15 protein-coding genes are annotated in these 13,836 nt (G+C 71.8%); 5 read left to right on the top strand and 10 right to left on the bottom strand.

From position 1 onward, the window contains the following. Positions 1–30: 30 nt before the first annotated feature. The 4 genes from ACRYCC_RS37620 to ACRYCC_RS37605 form a co-directional block, all read right to left on the bottom strand. Entirely contained in the window at positions 31–966 is a 936-nt protein-coding gene (locus ACRYCC_RS37620; protein ID WP_433818836.1) for a DUF4326 domain-containing protein, read from the bottom strand. 4 nt (positions 967–970) lie between these two features. Continuing rightward, on the bottom strand, positions 971–1,750 hold the full coding sequence (locus ACRYCC_RS37615) for a fatty acid desaturase family protein (protein ID WP_433818869.1): 780 nt from the start codon (positions 1,748–1,750) through the stop codon (positions 971–973). 5 nt (positions 1,751–1,755) lie between these two features. Beyond that, positions 1,756–3,249 (bottom strand): phytoene desaturase family protein, encoded by a 1,494-nt coding sequence (locus ACRYCC_RS37610; protein WP_433818835.1) that lies wholly within the window; start codon positions 3,247–3,249, stop codon positions 1,756–1,758. 114 nt (positions 3,250–3,363) lie between these two features. Beyond that, positions 3,364–3,873 carry a hypothetical protein gene (locus ACRYCC_RS37605; protein ID WP_433818834.1) on the bottom strand — a complete coding sequence of 170 codons (510 nt, stop codon included), beginning with the start codon at positions 3,871–3,873 and terminating at the stop codon, positions 3,364–3,366. Between the two features lie 84 nt (positions 3,874–3,957). On the opposite strand from ACRYCC_RS37605, the gene ACRYCC_RS37600 reads away from it, so the two are divergent. After that, entirely contained in the window at positions 3,958–4,854 is an 897-nt protein-coding gene (locus tag ACRYCC_RS37600; RefSeq protein WP_433818833.1) for an NAD-dependent protein deacetylase, read from the top strand. A gap of 38 nt (positions 4,855–4,892) precedes the next feature. Next, positions 4,893–6,083 (top strand): DNA polymerase IV, encoded by a 1,191-nt coding sequence (gene dinB, locus ACRYCC_RS37595; RefSeq protein ID WP_433818832.1) that lies wholly within the window; start codon positions 4,893–4,895, stop codon positions 6,081–6,083. A 29-nt stretch (positions 6,084–6,112) separates the two neighbouring features. Here the strand turns inward: dinB and ligD are convergent, their stop codons facing one another. Further along, entirely contained in the window at positions 6,113–7,063 is a 951-nt protein-coding gene (gene ligD, locus ACRYCC_RS37590; RefSeq protein ID WP_433818831.1) for a non-homologous end-joining DNA ligase, read from the bottom strand. Positions 7,064–7,115: 52 nt separating this feature from the next. Between ligD and ACRYCC_RS37585 the strand changes: the two genes are divergently transcribed. Beyond that, the gene (locus tag ACRYCC_RS37585) at positions 7,116–7,490 is read left to right on the top strand and encodes a DUF6191 domain-containing protein (RefSeq protein WP_433818830.1); all 375 of its coding nucleotides are present in this window, start codon (positions 7,116–7,118) and stop codon (positions 7,488–7,490) included. Positions 7,491–7,517: 27 nt separating this feature from the next. Here ACRYCC_RS37585 and ACRYCC_RS37580 read toward each other — a convergent pair whose 3' ends face one another. Further along, positions 7,518–9,623 carry a catalase gene (locus tag ACRYCC_RS37580; RefSeq protein ID WP_433818829.1) on the bottom strand — a complete coding sequence of 702 codons (2,106 nt, stop codon included), beginning with the start codon at positions 9,621–9,623 and terminating at the stop codon, positions 7,518–7,520. A gap of 320 nt (positions 9,624–9,943) precedes the next feature. Continuing rightward, positions 9,944–10,408, bottom strand: coding sequence for an SRPBCC family protein (locus tag ACRYCC_RS37575; RefSeq protein ID WP_433818828.1), 465 nt, complete (start codon positions 10,406–10,408; stop codon positions 9,944–9,946). Between the two features lie 213 nt (positions 10,409–10,621). Here ACRYCC_RS37575 and ACRYCC_RS37570 point away from each other — a divergent pair, with 213 nt between their 5' ends. Further along, a complete protein-coding gene (locus tag ACRYCC_RS37570) occupies positions 10,622–10,795 on the top strand; it encodes a CsbD family protein (RefSeq protein ID WP_433818827.1) in 174 nt (57 codons plus the stop codon). An 83-nt stretch (positions 10,796–10,878) separates the two neighbouring features. Here ACRYCC_RS37570 and ACRYCC_RS37565 read toward each other — a convergent pair whose 3' ends face one another. Continuing rightward, positions 10,879–11,343: an SRPBCC family protein gene (locus ACRYCC_RS37565; RefSeq protein ID WP_433818826.1), complete on the bottom strand. Its 465-nt coding sequence runs from the start codon at positions 11,341–11,343 to the stop codon at positions 10,879–10,881. Positions 11,344–11,542: 199 nt separating this feature from the next. On the opposite strand from ACRYCC_RS37565, the gene ACRYCC_RS37560 reads away from it, so the two are divergent. Beyond that, entirely contained in the window at positions 11,543–12,037 is a 495-nt protein-coding gene (locus ACRYCC_RS37560; RefSeq protein WP_433818825.1) for a DUF6328 family protein, read from the top strand. Between the two features lie 75 nt (positions 12,038–12,112). On the opposite strand, the gene ACRYCC_RS37555 is transcribed toward ACRYCC_RS37560, so the two are convergent. Both ACRYCC_RS37555 and ACRYCC_RS37550 read right to left on the bottom strand, forming a co-directional pair. Further along, positions 12,113–12,364 carry a DUF4235 domain-containing protein gene (locus ACRYCC_RS37555; protein WP_433818824.1) on the bottom strand — a complete coding sequence of 84 codons (252 nt, stop codon included), beginning with the start codon at positions 12,362–12,364 and terminating at the stop codon, positions 12,113–12,115. A 161-nt stretch (positions 12,365–12,525) separates the two neighbouring features. After that, positions 12,526–13,494, bottom strand: a complete 969-nt coding sequence (locus tag ACRYCC_RS37550) for a DMT family transporter (RefSeq protein WP_433818823.1) — start codon at positions 13,492–13,494, stop codon at positions 12,526–12,528. Positions 13,495–13,836: the final 342 nt, after the last annotated feature.

Genomic DNA, 13,836 nt, shown 5'->3' with positions numbered 1-13,836 from the left:
GGTGACCGCCGGCCGCGCGGCTCCCTCCGGTCAGCCGGGCCGGTCGGAGCCGTTGGCCCAGCGCAGGAGCACGTCCCCGTGGCAGCGCTCGTCCGGCCCGCACGCGCACACCAGGTCCTTGCCGGCCAGCTCGCGGCGTGCGTCGTCGATGCCGAGCGGCTCCCGGCCCTTCCCGGTGACGAGCCGTCCGGCGATCAGGTCGGCCTCGAACAGGTCGATGGCCTCGTCCCGGGTGTACGGGCCGTAGGGCTGGATCTTGTACGGGTTCGACCACCGGCCGGGGCGGGTGAGCATCACGGCGCCCTCGGGTTTGCGCCATCCCTTCAGGTGGCCGCGGCCGGGCCGGCGATGACGGACGGGGCCCTGGGACGGGGCGTCCGCGCCGGTGAGCGCGTCCCACATCGCCGCCATCGGCTCGGCCGCGGCGAACAGCGCCTCGGCCTGCGAGTACTCCCGGTCGAGGTGGGTCAGGGTCTGGAGGCCGAGGAACAGGGCGACCACGACGGTGCCGATCTCCCGCTCGGGGATCAGGCCTTCCAGCGGGGTGCCCGCGAGGAGCCGCAGGGCGGCCTGCGCGGCGAAGTCCTCCCAGCGGTCCACGTACGGGCGGATGCCCTTCCGCAGCTCAGGTGATCCGGACGCCCCGGCGATCAGCTCCTGTACGGCCGGGATGTGCCCTTCGGTCAGGTCCTCCGCGTACAGCTCGCGGAGCCGGGCGAGCAGCGCGACACCGCTCACCGGCGGAGCGAGCACCTCGGTGTAACGGATCAGGCGCAGCTCGCTGGTGTGGTGCAGCGCGGCCAGCAGCAGGTCGGTCAGGTCCTCGAAGTGGTAGTAGATGACGCCCGGGGCGAACCCGCCGTTCCGGGCGATAGAGCGGGCGGTCGTGCCGCCGAAACCCTCGGTGGCCAGGGTCCGTACGGTCGCCCGCAGGATCTTCTCCCTCGTCTCGGCACGCCGGGTCATGGGCTCAGATCACCCGCCATGGCGCCACCCCGGCCTGATCGAGGAAGGGATCGAGCCGCCGCCCGAGCGTCGCGAGGTGGTGGCTGGGCACCTGGGGGTAGAGGTGGTGCTCCAGGTGGTAGGTCAGCTCCAGGAAGAGGGCGGGCACCACCCTTCCCCGCAGGGTGCGGGTCTGCGTCAGCGGCGTGTCGCCGTAGCCGTAGTGCGGCAGATGGACCGTCAGCAGCGGGTAGACCCAGCTGCCGACGATCGTCAGCACGGCGTACACGAGCAGACCACGCGAGAACACTACGCCGCCGGCGACCGCCGCGAGCGGCACGGCGGCCTCCGCGAGCAGCCAGCCGCGCTGCGCGTTCTTCCGCCGGAACGCCCACCACCACAGGCGGGGCAGGAAGACCGGGCCGTAGAGGATCGCGCCCAGCGTACTCAGGTCGGCCGGATGCCCCTCCGGGTCGTCCTTGCTCGGGAAGAGCCGGTGATGCTGCAGATGGGTGGCCCGGTAGGCGTGGCCGCTCTCCAGGAGCACGGCCCCGAGGAGGAACAGCGCCCACTCCGAGGCGCGGCGGCCCAGGCCCAGGGACCGGTGCACGACGTCGTGGATCACCGTCACGATGGCGACGAAGATCCCGAACACGATGACCGGTGTGATCCACCACCACCGCAGCCAGGCGGCCGCGGCGTAGACCCCGACGCCCAGGAAGGGCAGCGCCAGGGCGACGATCCGGCGGCGCCGGGTGGTGACGAGCAGGTCGGTGCCGAGCTCGGCCAGCCGGGGCGGCTCCATGGTGATCACCGAAGGCGCCCTATCCGCCGGGACGCGCGCAGCGCCTTGCCGGCCACGATCCTGCTGCCGAGCGCGCACGCCACCGTGCCGAGACCGGGCCAGACCGAGTCACCCACCAGCCAGAGACCTGGCACGCCCAGCGAATGCGGGATCGCGTGCTGGTTGGAGTTGCCGAGCCTCTGATGGACGCCGCCGACCGCGCCGCGCGGGCGGAAGGCGTACCGCTCGTAGGCCCGGGGGGTGCCCACCTCCCGGACGAGGGCCCGCTCGCCGAGATGTGGGTGGACCTGGCGGGCCAGGCCGACCAGCCGCTCGCCGATCTCCCTGCTGCGCACCTGGTGGTCGGTGTCCCCGAGGCCCTCCCAGGTGCCCAGCTCGGTGTGCGTGGACAGCATCACGGCCCGATGGCCGGGCGGCGCGCTGTCGGTGTCGCCGGGCGCGGAGACCGAGACGAACATGTTGTTGCCGTCTCCCAGCGGCCGCCGGTAGTCGCCCAGCAACTGGTGGTGGGTGAACTCCTGCCCGCCGACCTCGTCGTCGGGCACTCCGAGGAAGACGATGATCGCACCGCCCAGATCCGCCGCGTCACGTTCGAGGTAGGGCCGGAGCCGGCCGGCGAGCTCCGGGCAGATCCGCGCGGTGGTGCCCGCCGGGACGGCGCTCACCACCTGAGCCGCGTGCACGGTCCCCTGGGAGGTGCGCACCTCGAAGGCGCCCGCCCGGCCGGTCACCGACTCGACCGGGCAGCCCACCCGCACCTCTCCTCCCAGCCCGCGGTAGTGGGTGGTGAACCGCCGCCAGAATCCCCGCATGCCGCCCTGCGCGCGGGACAGCCCGGCGCCGCGGATGGTCACGCCCAGCGCAGCGTTGATCAAGGGGGCCCGGTCGACCGTGCTGTGCACGGTGTCCTCCACCAGCATCGACAGCAGCCCCACCAGCGGCAGATCCCGGCGGAGCCCGTGCTCGGCGAGCACGTCCCCGAGCGTCATGCCCAGGCGGCGGGCGAGCGGGAGGTGACGGGGCCCCAGCGCCCTGAGGTTGTGCACGGCGTCCGCCGGGGTGCGCATCGGCATCCGCACGCCCGCCCGGCTCGCCGCCCAGAAGACGTCCGAGACATGATCGAGGTGGGACCAGAAGGCCCGGTGCTCCGCCGTGCCGCCCAGCGCCCGCAGCCGCTCGCGATGCCAGCGCTCCCGGTCGCGGTAGAGGGTGACCTTGCGATCGGGCAGCCAGGCGAGGTACCCCGGCAGCGCCTCCGCGGGGAACGCGGGCATCCCGACGTCGCCCAGCAGTTCGGCGCCCACGCCACCGGGCTCGAAGTCGACCAGCGTCGTCGCGCCCACGTCGAAGGAGAATCCCCGCCGCCGGTAGTAACCCGCGCACCCGCCCACATGGCCGTGCGCCTCGAGCACCACCGTCGACAGCCCGGCCGCCTGCAGCCGGGCGGCGGTCGCCATGCCCGCGAGCCCGCCGCCCACGACGGCCACGTCACGGCTCATCGGGAAACGGGGCCGGCGCGTGGCCGGGCCCGCGGTCTGAACAACTGTTCTGGACATATGTTCAAAATCCATCGGTGCCCGGGCGGTGTCAAGACCCGGGAACGGCGCCGGAGGTCAGGCGGGCGGCGGGGGATCCGGCCGTGGCTCCAGGCCCCCGCGACCGCCGAGCAGAACGCCGACGATGGCGCCGAAGGCGATGTGGTCGAGCCACTGGGGGAGCCGTGGCAGAGCGCGGATCGCCGGGCGGCTGCGGCCGATGATCTCGAGGTCGAGCGCGGCGATGAGCAGGCCCGCCGTGATGCCACCGGGCAGGCCGAGCCTGCGGCGCCGGTCGACGGCGGTGAGCACCACCGTCCAGCCGGCGGAGACGACCAGGTGGACCGCGACGCCGAGCATCACCTCCCGCCGGTCCCGGCCCCGCCGGTCCGGCCGGCCGGGCACGAGGGTGGCCGCCGCACGGGTGGCCTGGAGCAGGTCGCCGCCGGTCGCCAGCGCGTGCACCGTGGACGGCAGGCCGCTGCCCAGCGCCGCGACCGCGCCCACCAGCGGGACCGGTGCCCCGGCCCGCCGCCGGGGGCGGCCCGGACCGCCTGAAAGCGGCGACGCGCTCCTGCGGCTCTCCATGGACGTCATTCTCGCGCGCCCTGGCGAGGGCCGGACGGCCGTGGTGGGAGGCGGCGGGCCGGGCAGGCGCGGACGTCGGGCACCATGGAAGGCGTGACTACGGCAGCGGACGAGGTCGACGGTGGCCCGGCGGACCCGCGGGACGTGCTCACCACCGCGCGGTTCGAGGCCCTGGCCGATCTCGTCGCGGACGGTGGGGCGGTGATCCTGAGCGGCGCCGGGCTGTCCACGGAGTCCGGTATCCCCGACTACCGGGGGCCGAGCGGGCGGACCCGGCGGGCCGAGCCGATGACGTACCAGACCTTCACCGGCAGCGCCGCGGCCCGCCAGAGGTACTGGGCGCGCAGCCATCAGGGCTGGCGGCACATCGCCGGCGCCGTCCCGAACGCCGGTCATCACGCGGTCGCCGAGCTGGAGCGCCGCGGGCTGCTCGCCGGGATCATCACCCAGAACGTCGACGGGCTGCATCAGGCGGCCGGTGCGCGGCAGGTGATCGAGTTGCACGGCAGCCTCGCCCGCGTGCTCTGCCTGGGCTGCGGCCGGCGCACCTCCCGCGAGGCCCTGGACCGGCGGTTGCGTGCGGCCAACCCCGGCTGGACCGCCTGGGCGAGCGGGATCAACCCCGACGGGGACGCCGTCCTGGCCGACGACCAGGTGGCGGACTTCCGCATCGTGGACTGCGCCGACTGCGGGGGCCTGCTCAAACCCGACGTGGTGTTCTTCGGCGAGAACGTGCCGCGGCCACGCGTCGAGGAGTGCTTTGCGCTGGCCGGGCGGGCCGGCGTGCTGGTCGTGCTCGGGTCCTCGCTGACCGTGATGTCCGGCTACCGGTTCGTACGCCATGCGACGAAGCTCACGATACCCATCGTGATCATCAACCACGGGCCCACCCGCGGTGACGCCCACGCCCTGCTGACCCTGGACGCCCCCCTCGGCTCGACGCTCACCGCGCTCCTCGCGCGGCTCGACCCGGCACCCTGACCTCGCGCGTCCGACCTGGTTCGTGCGAACATATGTTCGTGTCGACCGAGGCGACGATCCTGCATGCCGACCTGGACGCGTTCTACGCGTCGGTCGAGCAGCGCGACGATCCCCGGTTGCGCGCCCGGCCTGTGATCGTCGGTTCCGGGGTGGTGCTCGCGGCCAGTTACGAGGCCAAGGCGTACGGCGTCCGGACCGCGATGAGCGGGCGGCAGGCCCGGCGGCTGTGCCCCGGGGTGCTCGTGGTCGAGCCCCGGATGTCGGCCTACACCGAGGCGAGCAAGGCCGTCTTCGCCGTGTTCCGGCACACGACCCCGCTGGTCGAGGGGCTGTCCATCGACGAGGCGTTCCTCGACGTGGGCGGGCTGCGCAAGATCGGCGGGCGGCCCGTGGACATCGCCGAGCGGTTGCGGCGCGACATCCTGGAGGAGGTCGGGCTGCCCATCACGGTCGGCGTGGCCCGGACCAAGTTCCTCGCCAAGGTGGCCAGCGGCGTGGCCAAGCCCGACGGTCTCCTCGTCGTCCCGCCCGACGGCGAGCTGGCCTTTCTCCACCCGCTCCCGGTCGGACGGCTCTGGGGCGTCGGGCCGGTCACCGCCGACAAGCTCGCCGGCCGAGGGATCACGACGGTCGGGGAGGTGGCGCGGCTGCCGGAGAACCTCCTGGTCGCGATCCTCGGCCGGGCGGCGGGCCGGCACCTGCACGCCCTCGCCCACAACCACGACCCGCGCCCGGTGCGGACGGGGGTGAGACGCCGCTCCATGGGGGCGCAGCGGGCGCTGGGCCGCGGCGACCGGTCACCCGAGGACCTCGACGCCATCGTGATCGGGCTGGTCGACCGGCTGTGCCGCAGGCTGCGGACGGCCCGCCGGGTCTGCCGCACCGTCACGCTGCGGCTGCGGTTCGGCGACTTCTCGCGGGCGACCCGGTCGCACACGCTGGCCCAGGCCACCGCCGAGACCCCGGTGATCATGCACGCGGTGAGACGGCTGCTGGCCACGGCCATGCCGATGATCCAGAGTCAGGGCAGCACGCTCGTCGGGGTCACGCTCGGCAACCTGCACGACGACGGCGCGGTCCAGCTCGCCCTGCCGTTCGGCGGGGCACCGGCCGACGCGCTCGACACCGCGCTCGACGGCGTACGCGACCGATTCGGATCGGCCGCCGTCACCCGCGGCGTGCTGCTCGGCCGCGACCAGGGCATCTCGGTGCCGCTGCTGCCCGACTGACGGGCCCGCCGGCGCGGCCGGCAGGGCGATCAGCCACGGCGGGCCCGGGCGCGCCGCTTGCCCTCGTGCATCGCCTGCACCCGGGCGATCGGGATGCCGTGGCCTTCCTCGATCAGGTCGGCGCGCAGCGGCTGCGGCGCGGGCATCAGGTCGGCCCACGGGTCCGTCTCGGCGATCAACCGTGCCGCGGTGTGCACGGTGAAGTCGGCGGGGCGGGCGTCGTCGAGGTCGTCCCAGGGCACCGGGAACGACACCGGCACGCCCGGCCGGATGCGCGGGCTGTAGACCGAGACCACCGTCGTGCCGCCCGAGCGGGTCGAGTCCAGGAACACCTTGCCGCCGCGGTCCTCCCGGATGAACGCCGTCGTGGCGAGCGCGGGGTCGAGGCGCTCGGCGCGCGCGGCGATCGCCCGGGTGGCCGCCGCGACGTCGTCGAGCGTCGCCCGCGCCTCGATGGGCACGAAGACGTGCACTCCCTTGGCCCCGCTCGTCTTGACGGCGCCCTCCATCCCGGCGTCGGCCAGGACCTGGCGGACCAGCCGGGCGGCGTGGACGGCCAGCGGGAACGCGTCCGGTGCCGGCGGGTCGAGGTCGAGCACGAGGTGGGTGGGGTGGTCGCGGCGGTCGGCGAGGGTCAGGGTCGGGTGGTATTCGACGGCGCGCTGGTTGCCGAACCACAGCAGGGTGCGGCGGTCGTCGCACAGGGCGTAGGAGACCTCGCGTTTGGAGGTCTCCGCCCACAGCGGCACCGTCCGTACCCACGACGGGGTGTACTTCGGCACGTTCTTCTGCATGAACGGCGGCTGGCCCCGGAGCACCCGGACCACCGACAGCGGCCGGCCGGCGAGCTGCGGAACGATACGGTCCGCGACGGCGTCCAGGTAGTCCAGGAGATCCCGTTTGGTGGCGCCTGCCGCGTCGAACAGCGGCTGGTCGAGGTTGGTCAGCTTCACCCCGTCCCGCAACTCATCACCGCTCATCGACTCACCATTTCATACGGAACCATTGCGCGACACGCCACGTTGAAGCGGCATGTCGACCGTGTACACGCTCGTGGCCATCACGTCGATCCCCGGCCTGGCGTTGCTGCTGGTGGTGCTCGCCGCCGTCGATCGCATGGGGCTGGCCGCGAACCGGCACCTGCGGTTGCCGTGGCACCGGGCCGAGTCCGGGCGGCCGATGGCGGCTCCGGGGCTGGACGAGCTGCACGCGATCTACTACGCCGCCAAACGGCACGAGCTGGACCAGCGGCAGACCTCGCTGATGCTGCGGGACGAGGAGGGGGACGCCGCGCCGCCGCGGAGCGAGGTCGACCTGGAGGCCAGTACCGCCGTCATCCGCCTCCGCCGGAGCGGCGGCCGAACCCAGGGCGAGCCCGGACCCGGCCACCGCGGCTCCGCCGGGTGAGCGGTCGCGGGGGAGCGGCCCCGGTGCTCAGGCCGGCACGGACCGCGCCGGACGGTCGTGGTGGCGGTGCGCGGCGACGGCACGGGTGAACGGCTCGACGAAGTCACCGGCGGCCTGCTCGCCCGCGGTCACCACGCCCTGGTCGGAGACCGGGTCGTCGCCGGAGCCGGCCGTGCGCACCGAGGTGATCCTGGCCTGTTCGAGCAGGGAGATCCCGGCTCCCAGCGCCCCGACGGCCTTGCCGTGCTTGTAGGCCTCGGCGAGGAAGTGCACGGCGTCGCCGTCCGAGGCCAGCGCCTGGACGCTCTGCTCGCCGCCCGGCACCACGACGGCGTCGTAGAGCACGGAGCCGACGGTGGTCAGCGCCCTGCTGACCGGTACGGGCTCGCCGGAGGCGCCCCGTACCGACCCGTCGCGGGGTGCCAGCACCTCGCAGATCGCGCCCGTGCCGGTCAGCGCCTCGACGACGGTGCGGACGTGCGCGGCCTCGGCCCCGTCGGCCACCAGGATCGCGATCTTGCGGGTGGCGACGGTGTCGGTGGGCTGGTCGTCCTGGCTGAGGGCGGGCGAGCTGCGCCCGTGGTTGGGCGCCGACGGGGCCGCGGGCGGCTCGACGCCGACGCCCTCGGCGACCCGCACGGCCAGCCCGTGATCGACCTGCGCCAGATTGCGGATCACGCCGGTACGGATCTCGGTGTGCAGCACCTTGCCGAGCTCGAACCGGAACGCGGCGACGATGTGCTCCTTCTCCCAGTCGGCCATGCTGTTCCAGAACAGGGTCGCCTGGCTGAAGTGGTCGGCGAAGCTCTCGCTGCGCTTGCGGATCTTGCGGCCCTCGACCCGCTCCTGGTAGTGGGCGTAGGCCTGGCCGTCCGGGGCGAGGGCGGGGCAGCCGCCGCTGAGGCTGTTGGGGTGGTAGCTGGCCTGGCCGCGCTGGATGGTGGTCTGGTGATATCCGTCGCGGTGGTGGTTGCGCACCGGGTCGATCGGCCGGTTGACGGGGAGCTGGGTGAAGTTGGGGCCGCCGAGCCGGATCAGCTGGGTGTCCAGATAGGAGAACAGCCGGGCCTGCAGGAGCGGGTCGTTGGTGAAGTCGATGCCGGGCACCACGTTGCCCAGGTGGAAGGCGATCTGCTCGGTCTCGGCGAAGAAGTTGTCGGGGTTGCGATCGAGCACCAGCCGCCCGACCGGCTGCACCGGTACCTCCTCCTCCGGGATGATCTTGGTGGCGTCGAGGAGGTCGAAGTCGAAGTCGTGCTCCCTCTCCTCCGCCACGAGCTGGACGCCGAGCTCCCACTCGGGGAAGGAGCCGGAGTCGATGGCCTCCCACAGGTCGCGCCGGTTGAAGTCGGGGTCCTTGCCGGCGATCTTCTGGGTCTCGTCCCAGACCAGCGAGTGGGTTCCGAGCCGGGGCTTCCAGTGGAACTTCACGAAGGTGCCCTGCCCGTCGGCGGTGACCAGCCGGAACGTGTGCACGCCGAAGCCCTGCATCATCCGGAAGCTGCGGGGGATCGCCCGGTCCGACATCAGCCACATCATCATGTGCGTGGTCTCCGGCTGCAGCTGCACGAAGTCCCAGAGCGTGTCGTGCGCGGACGAGGCCTGCGGGATCTCGTTGTGCGGCTCCGGCTTGACCGCGTGCACGAAGTCGGGGAACTTGATGCCGTCCTGGATGAAGAAGACCGGGATGTTGTTGCCGACCAGGTCGAAGTTGCCCTGCCGGGTGTAGAACTTGGTCGCGAATCCCCGCACGTCGCGCACGGTGTCCGCCGAGCCGCGCGAGCCCGCCACCGTCGAGAAGCGCACGAAGACCGGCGTCTGCAGGCCTGGGGTGGTCAGGAACTCGGCCGCCGAGTAGGCGGCCAGGGTGTCGTCGTAGGGTGCGAAGAAGCCGTACGCCCCCGCGCCCCGGGCGTGCACCACCCGCTCCGGGATCCGCTCGTGGTCGAAGTGAGTGATCTTCTCCCGGAAATGGAAGTCCTCCATCAGCGTCGGCCCGCGCTCGCCCGCGCGCAGCGAGTTGTCGGTCTCCCCGATCGGGATCCCCTGGTCGGTGGTGAGCACCGCGTCGCAGGGATCCACCCGGGCGCTGTCGAGCTGGCGGTCCTTGGCGCTGCGGGCGTCATCGGTCATGGTGGGGCTCCCCTCGTCGTGGGCGGCAGGACCTCGGAAGATCTCGTGATCGCGCGGTGTTCACGGGAGCCACCGATGGTGACCATGCGCAGTCCGGCGGGCTCTCTCTGTGACCTAGTGCGCCTCTACCCTCCGGCAGGCCGCCGTACGAGGCTCCGGGCGCGGCGGTCGGCAAAGGATGCTTGCCCTCGGCATGACGAGCGGCGGTGCAACCCGAGGTGCGGCCCCGGCGCGCCGGTACGGCGGCGTGGCGCGGCCCGCCCGGACGCCGAAGAGCGGCACGGGGACGCCGGTCCCGGTGCCGCTCTTCGAGGGAGGGGTCAGTGCAGGGGGTCCTGGCCGACGTCTCCGCGCCAGCCGCCGGACTCGACGCCGCGTGCCTCGATGTACTGCTTGAAGCGGCGCAGGTCGCCCTTGATGCGGTGCTTGACGAGGTTGAGCTTGTCGCCCGCCTTCTCGGCCAGTCCCTCGGGCTCGTACTCCATCTGGAGCATGACCCGGGTCTGGTCCTCACCGATCCGGTGGAAGGTGACCACCCCGGCCTGGCGGGGCTCCTCGGTCGAGGTCCAGGCGATGCGCTCGTCGGGGTGCTGCTCGACGATCTCGGCGTCGAACTCGCGCTTGACACCGGCGATGCTCGTCGCCCAGTGCGTACGGGTGTCGGAGACCTGTTTGATCTGGTCGACGCCCTCCATGAAGAGCGGGAACTCCTCGAACTGCGTCCACTGGTTGTAAGCGGTGCGCACCGGGACGGCCACATCCACCGATTCTTCGATCGTGCTCACGGCTTTCCCTTCTCGTGGGGTTTCTCTGACGGTCTCTTGAGACCGGAACCGTGCCCATCGCTTCCGGCTCGAAACACGGCGCCGATCGCCCGCGGGCGCGGCGGCGAAGGCGGGCCGGGCGGGCGGGCGATGCCGCCGGTGGGGATGTTCGAGCCGGGTCATGGTGGGCAGGGGTGAAAGGGGAAAAAGCAGTTCTACCTGGAGGAGTGACATATGAGTGCAGCGGACAAGGCCCGCAACAAGGCCCAGGAGATGAAGGGCAAGGCCAAGGAGAAGACCGGCAAGATGGTCGGCAACGAGCGGATGGAAGCCGAGGGCAAGGCGGAGCAGGCCAAGGGAGACGTGAAGCAGGCCGGTGAGAAGATCAAGGACGTCTTCAAGGACTGACGCCTTCACCATCGACCCGGTGGGCGGTCACCGACCGGCCACCGGGTCGTCTGCCGTCCGGGCGGCTCACCCGCCGGCCGGGATCACAGTCGCGGGTCCGGGTTGATCTCGCCGCGCCAGCCGCGCGTCCCGCCGCCGTAGGCCTCGGCGTAGTGCTTGAAGCGCTCCAGGTTGCGCCTGATCCGGTGCCGGATGATGCCGAGCCTGTCGCCCGCCCGTTCGGCCAGGCCTTCCGGCTCGTAGTCCATCTGCAGGGTGACCCGGGTCTGGTCCGGGCCGAGGTGATGGAAGCTGATGACGCCCGCCTGGAGGGGCCTGCCGGTCGAGGACCAGGCGATGCTGTCGTCGGGATGCTGCTCGATGATCTCGGCCTCGAACTCGCGCCTGACCCCGGCGATGCTGGTCTCCCAGTGCGTCCTGGTCTCGGTGCTCTGCTCGATCCGGTCGATGCCCTCCATGAACTGGGGGAACTCCTCGAACTGCGTCCACTCGTTGTAAGCCGCGCGTACCGGGACCGCCACGTCCACCGACTCCTTGATCTTGCTCACGGGGCCTTCCCTTCTCCGAGGCGTGTCGAGTGGACCGCCATCCCCGCGCTGAAAGATGCCAAACGTGCCGAGTCGAACGCACGGTCAAGTGGAGGGGTCGTCGAGGTGACCATTAGTTGACCTTTGCCCGGAAAGTCTGCACTATGCGGCAAGTGCGGGGCAGGTGACGGTCGCGGCGGGGCCGCTGGAAGGGGACGTGGTGACCACGGAAGAGCGGCAGGCGGACGGCAGGGATGACGAGACCCCGATGGAGCGCGCGGACCGCAACTTCGTGGAACTCCTCCAGGGCTTCCGGGTCGCCGTGACAGGCGTCCAGGTGCTGTTCGCGTTCCTGCTGACCGTTCCGTTCTCGCCGGGCTTCGAGCGAAGCGCCGACGTGGACCACAGGTTGTACTACGTGGCACTGGTCGGAGCCGCCGTGGCCTCGATGTTCTTCATCGCGCCGGTCGCCCAGCACCGCATCCTCTTCCGCCAGGGACTCAAGGAGTCACTGGTCAAGCGGTCGAATCTCTACGGGATGGTCGGCACGCTGGCGCTCGCGGTGTCGATGACGGCCGCGACCCTCATGGTGGTCGACTACCTGTTCAGCGGCCCGATGCCGGTGATCACAGGCGGCGGGGTCGCGATCCTGGCCTGCTGGCTCTGGTTCGTGGAGCCGCTGATCCATCGCGCGAAGGGAGCGGACCGCCCCTGAGCCCCGGGCGATCCGCTCGCTCCCGTACGGCGCTCGCTCGGCCGGGGGTGCCGTCCGCGCGCGGGCGGAGCCCGGTCAGTCGTCGCTCCACTGGCCGGTCGCCTGGGCGCCGGCCCGCTGGACGGCGGCCCGTACCAGCCCGAACACCGCTCCCTGCAGCGCCGCGGCGGTCAGCACCGCGGCCCAGGAGTGGTCCTGGTCCGTGGCGTCGGGGGCCTCGTCGTCGCCGGAGACCAGCTTCCAGGTCTGCTTGAAGACCGCGCCGGCGAGCATGCCGCCCAGCAGGCTGAATCCCATCGACATGGGCTTGTAGACGGCTTTGTTCATACCGCCACCCCCTTGAGGTGTTGTGGGCGTGAGTCCTGGCGGCACCGGGCCTACCCCGCAGGAGGCGTCCAAACGGCGCCCCGTCCGCGAAATGGCGGGGGAGGAAGCAGTGCTCCTCCCCCGACACGGGTGGTCAGCGGCGCCTTACGGCGCCGCCGGCATCAGCTCTGAACGCCCTGCGCCTCGGGGCTGGTGGGCTTTTCGCCCATCAGCACGACGAGAAGTGAGGCGATCATGATGAGGCCGATGGCGACCCACTGCACGATGCTGGGCCGCTGTACCTCGTCCAGCAGGAACAGGAGAGCTCCGACCGTCCCGATCAACGCCGCGATGGGCGTGTCGAGGCAGTAGAGCACCCCTGTGGTCCGTGCGGAGACCTTCCCTCCGGCCCAGTCCTGCATGAGGGCCGGGACGGTGATCACGAGCAGGCCGGCCAGTACGGCGAAGCCCCAGTTGACGGGGGAGAACTCCGTGAAGAGCTCGCCCCAGGCACCGAAGGGCCACACCACCAGCATCGTCGCGGGGATGGACAGGAGGTTGGCGACGGCCGTGCCCTGCTTGACCTGGTCCCGCGCCGCCATCGGTCCGAAGACGATGACGACGTAGTTCCAGAAACACCAGGCGGCAGCCACTGCCCAGCCGAGGCCGACGAGGTCGAACTCGCCGGTCCACGGGTGGGTCATGACGAGCACTGCGAGCAGCGCGATGACGCGCACCCCCAGCTGCTTGTACCCCCAGATCTGGACCGGCGACGGCTGGTCGAGGCCGAGGCTCCGCAAGATCTCCGTGAGCCCGACGCTGAGCACGCCGATGGCCCCGATTGCGGCCACCGGCCCCAGGCCCAGCTTCTGCACCGCAAGAACATATGCGATGCCGATGAGGGTGTTGCTGGCGGCCACGCGGGCCACCAGCTTCCACATCACCCTGTCGAACTGGCGCATGCCCATGCCGAATCGCCAACCGACGTACGCGGCGAGTAGCACGGAGCCCGCGACGGTCACCACCAACGCCACCGCCAAGGCGGGCAGCGTAGAGGTGATCCCGAAGCCGACCTGCTGGACGGCCAGCTCACTTACGATGATCCCCCCTCCGAACAATCGCGTTCCGAGGGAGGTCCTCTGTTCTGACATGCGTACCCCTTGTTTGTGGGACGTCCCGGCCTAGCCGGGACGCAGGTGGGGTTCCGAGGAACCGCCGTGCGCCCTGACCTGGTGGTCAGGACGCACCCACGGTTCCGGGGAACCTTGGACACGCCCGACCACGATCGGTCGGGACAGCCGTCTGGCTCCGGGAGCCAGACACAGGGGACCGTCCAGAACAGGGCGGAATGGGCAACTTCGTTCATCCCAAATTGCGCTTGACCCGCAGGTCGGCGGCCGGATGCGCATCCGTGCGCCGACCGGCCCTCCTGTGCGGTCGGGTCGGCAGCGGCGGGACGGGCCCAGGCGCGGCCGTCGGCACCATGCGAGAAC

Source organism: Actinomadura scrupuli, assembly GCF_050971785.1.
Classification (GTDB): domain Bacteria; phylum Actinomycetota; class Actinomycetes; order Streptosporangiales; family Streptosporangiaceae; genus Actinomadura_E; species Actinomadura_E scrupuli.
The sequence above is the reverse complement of the archived record's forward strand: the minus strand, read 5'-3'. Positions and strand labels throughout refer to the sequence as shown.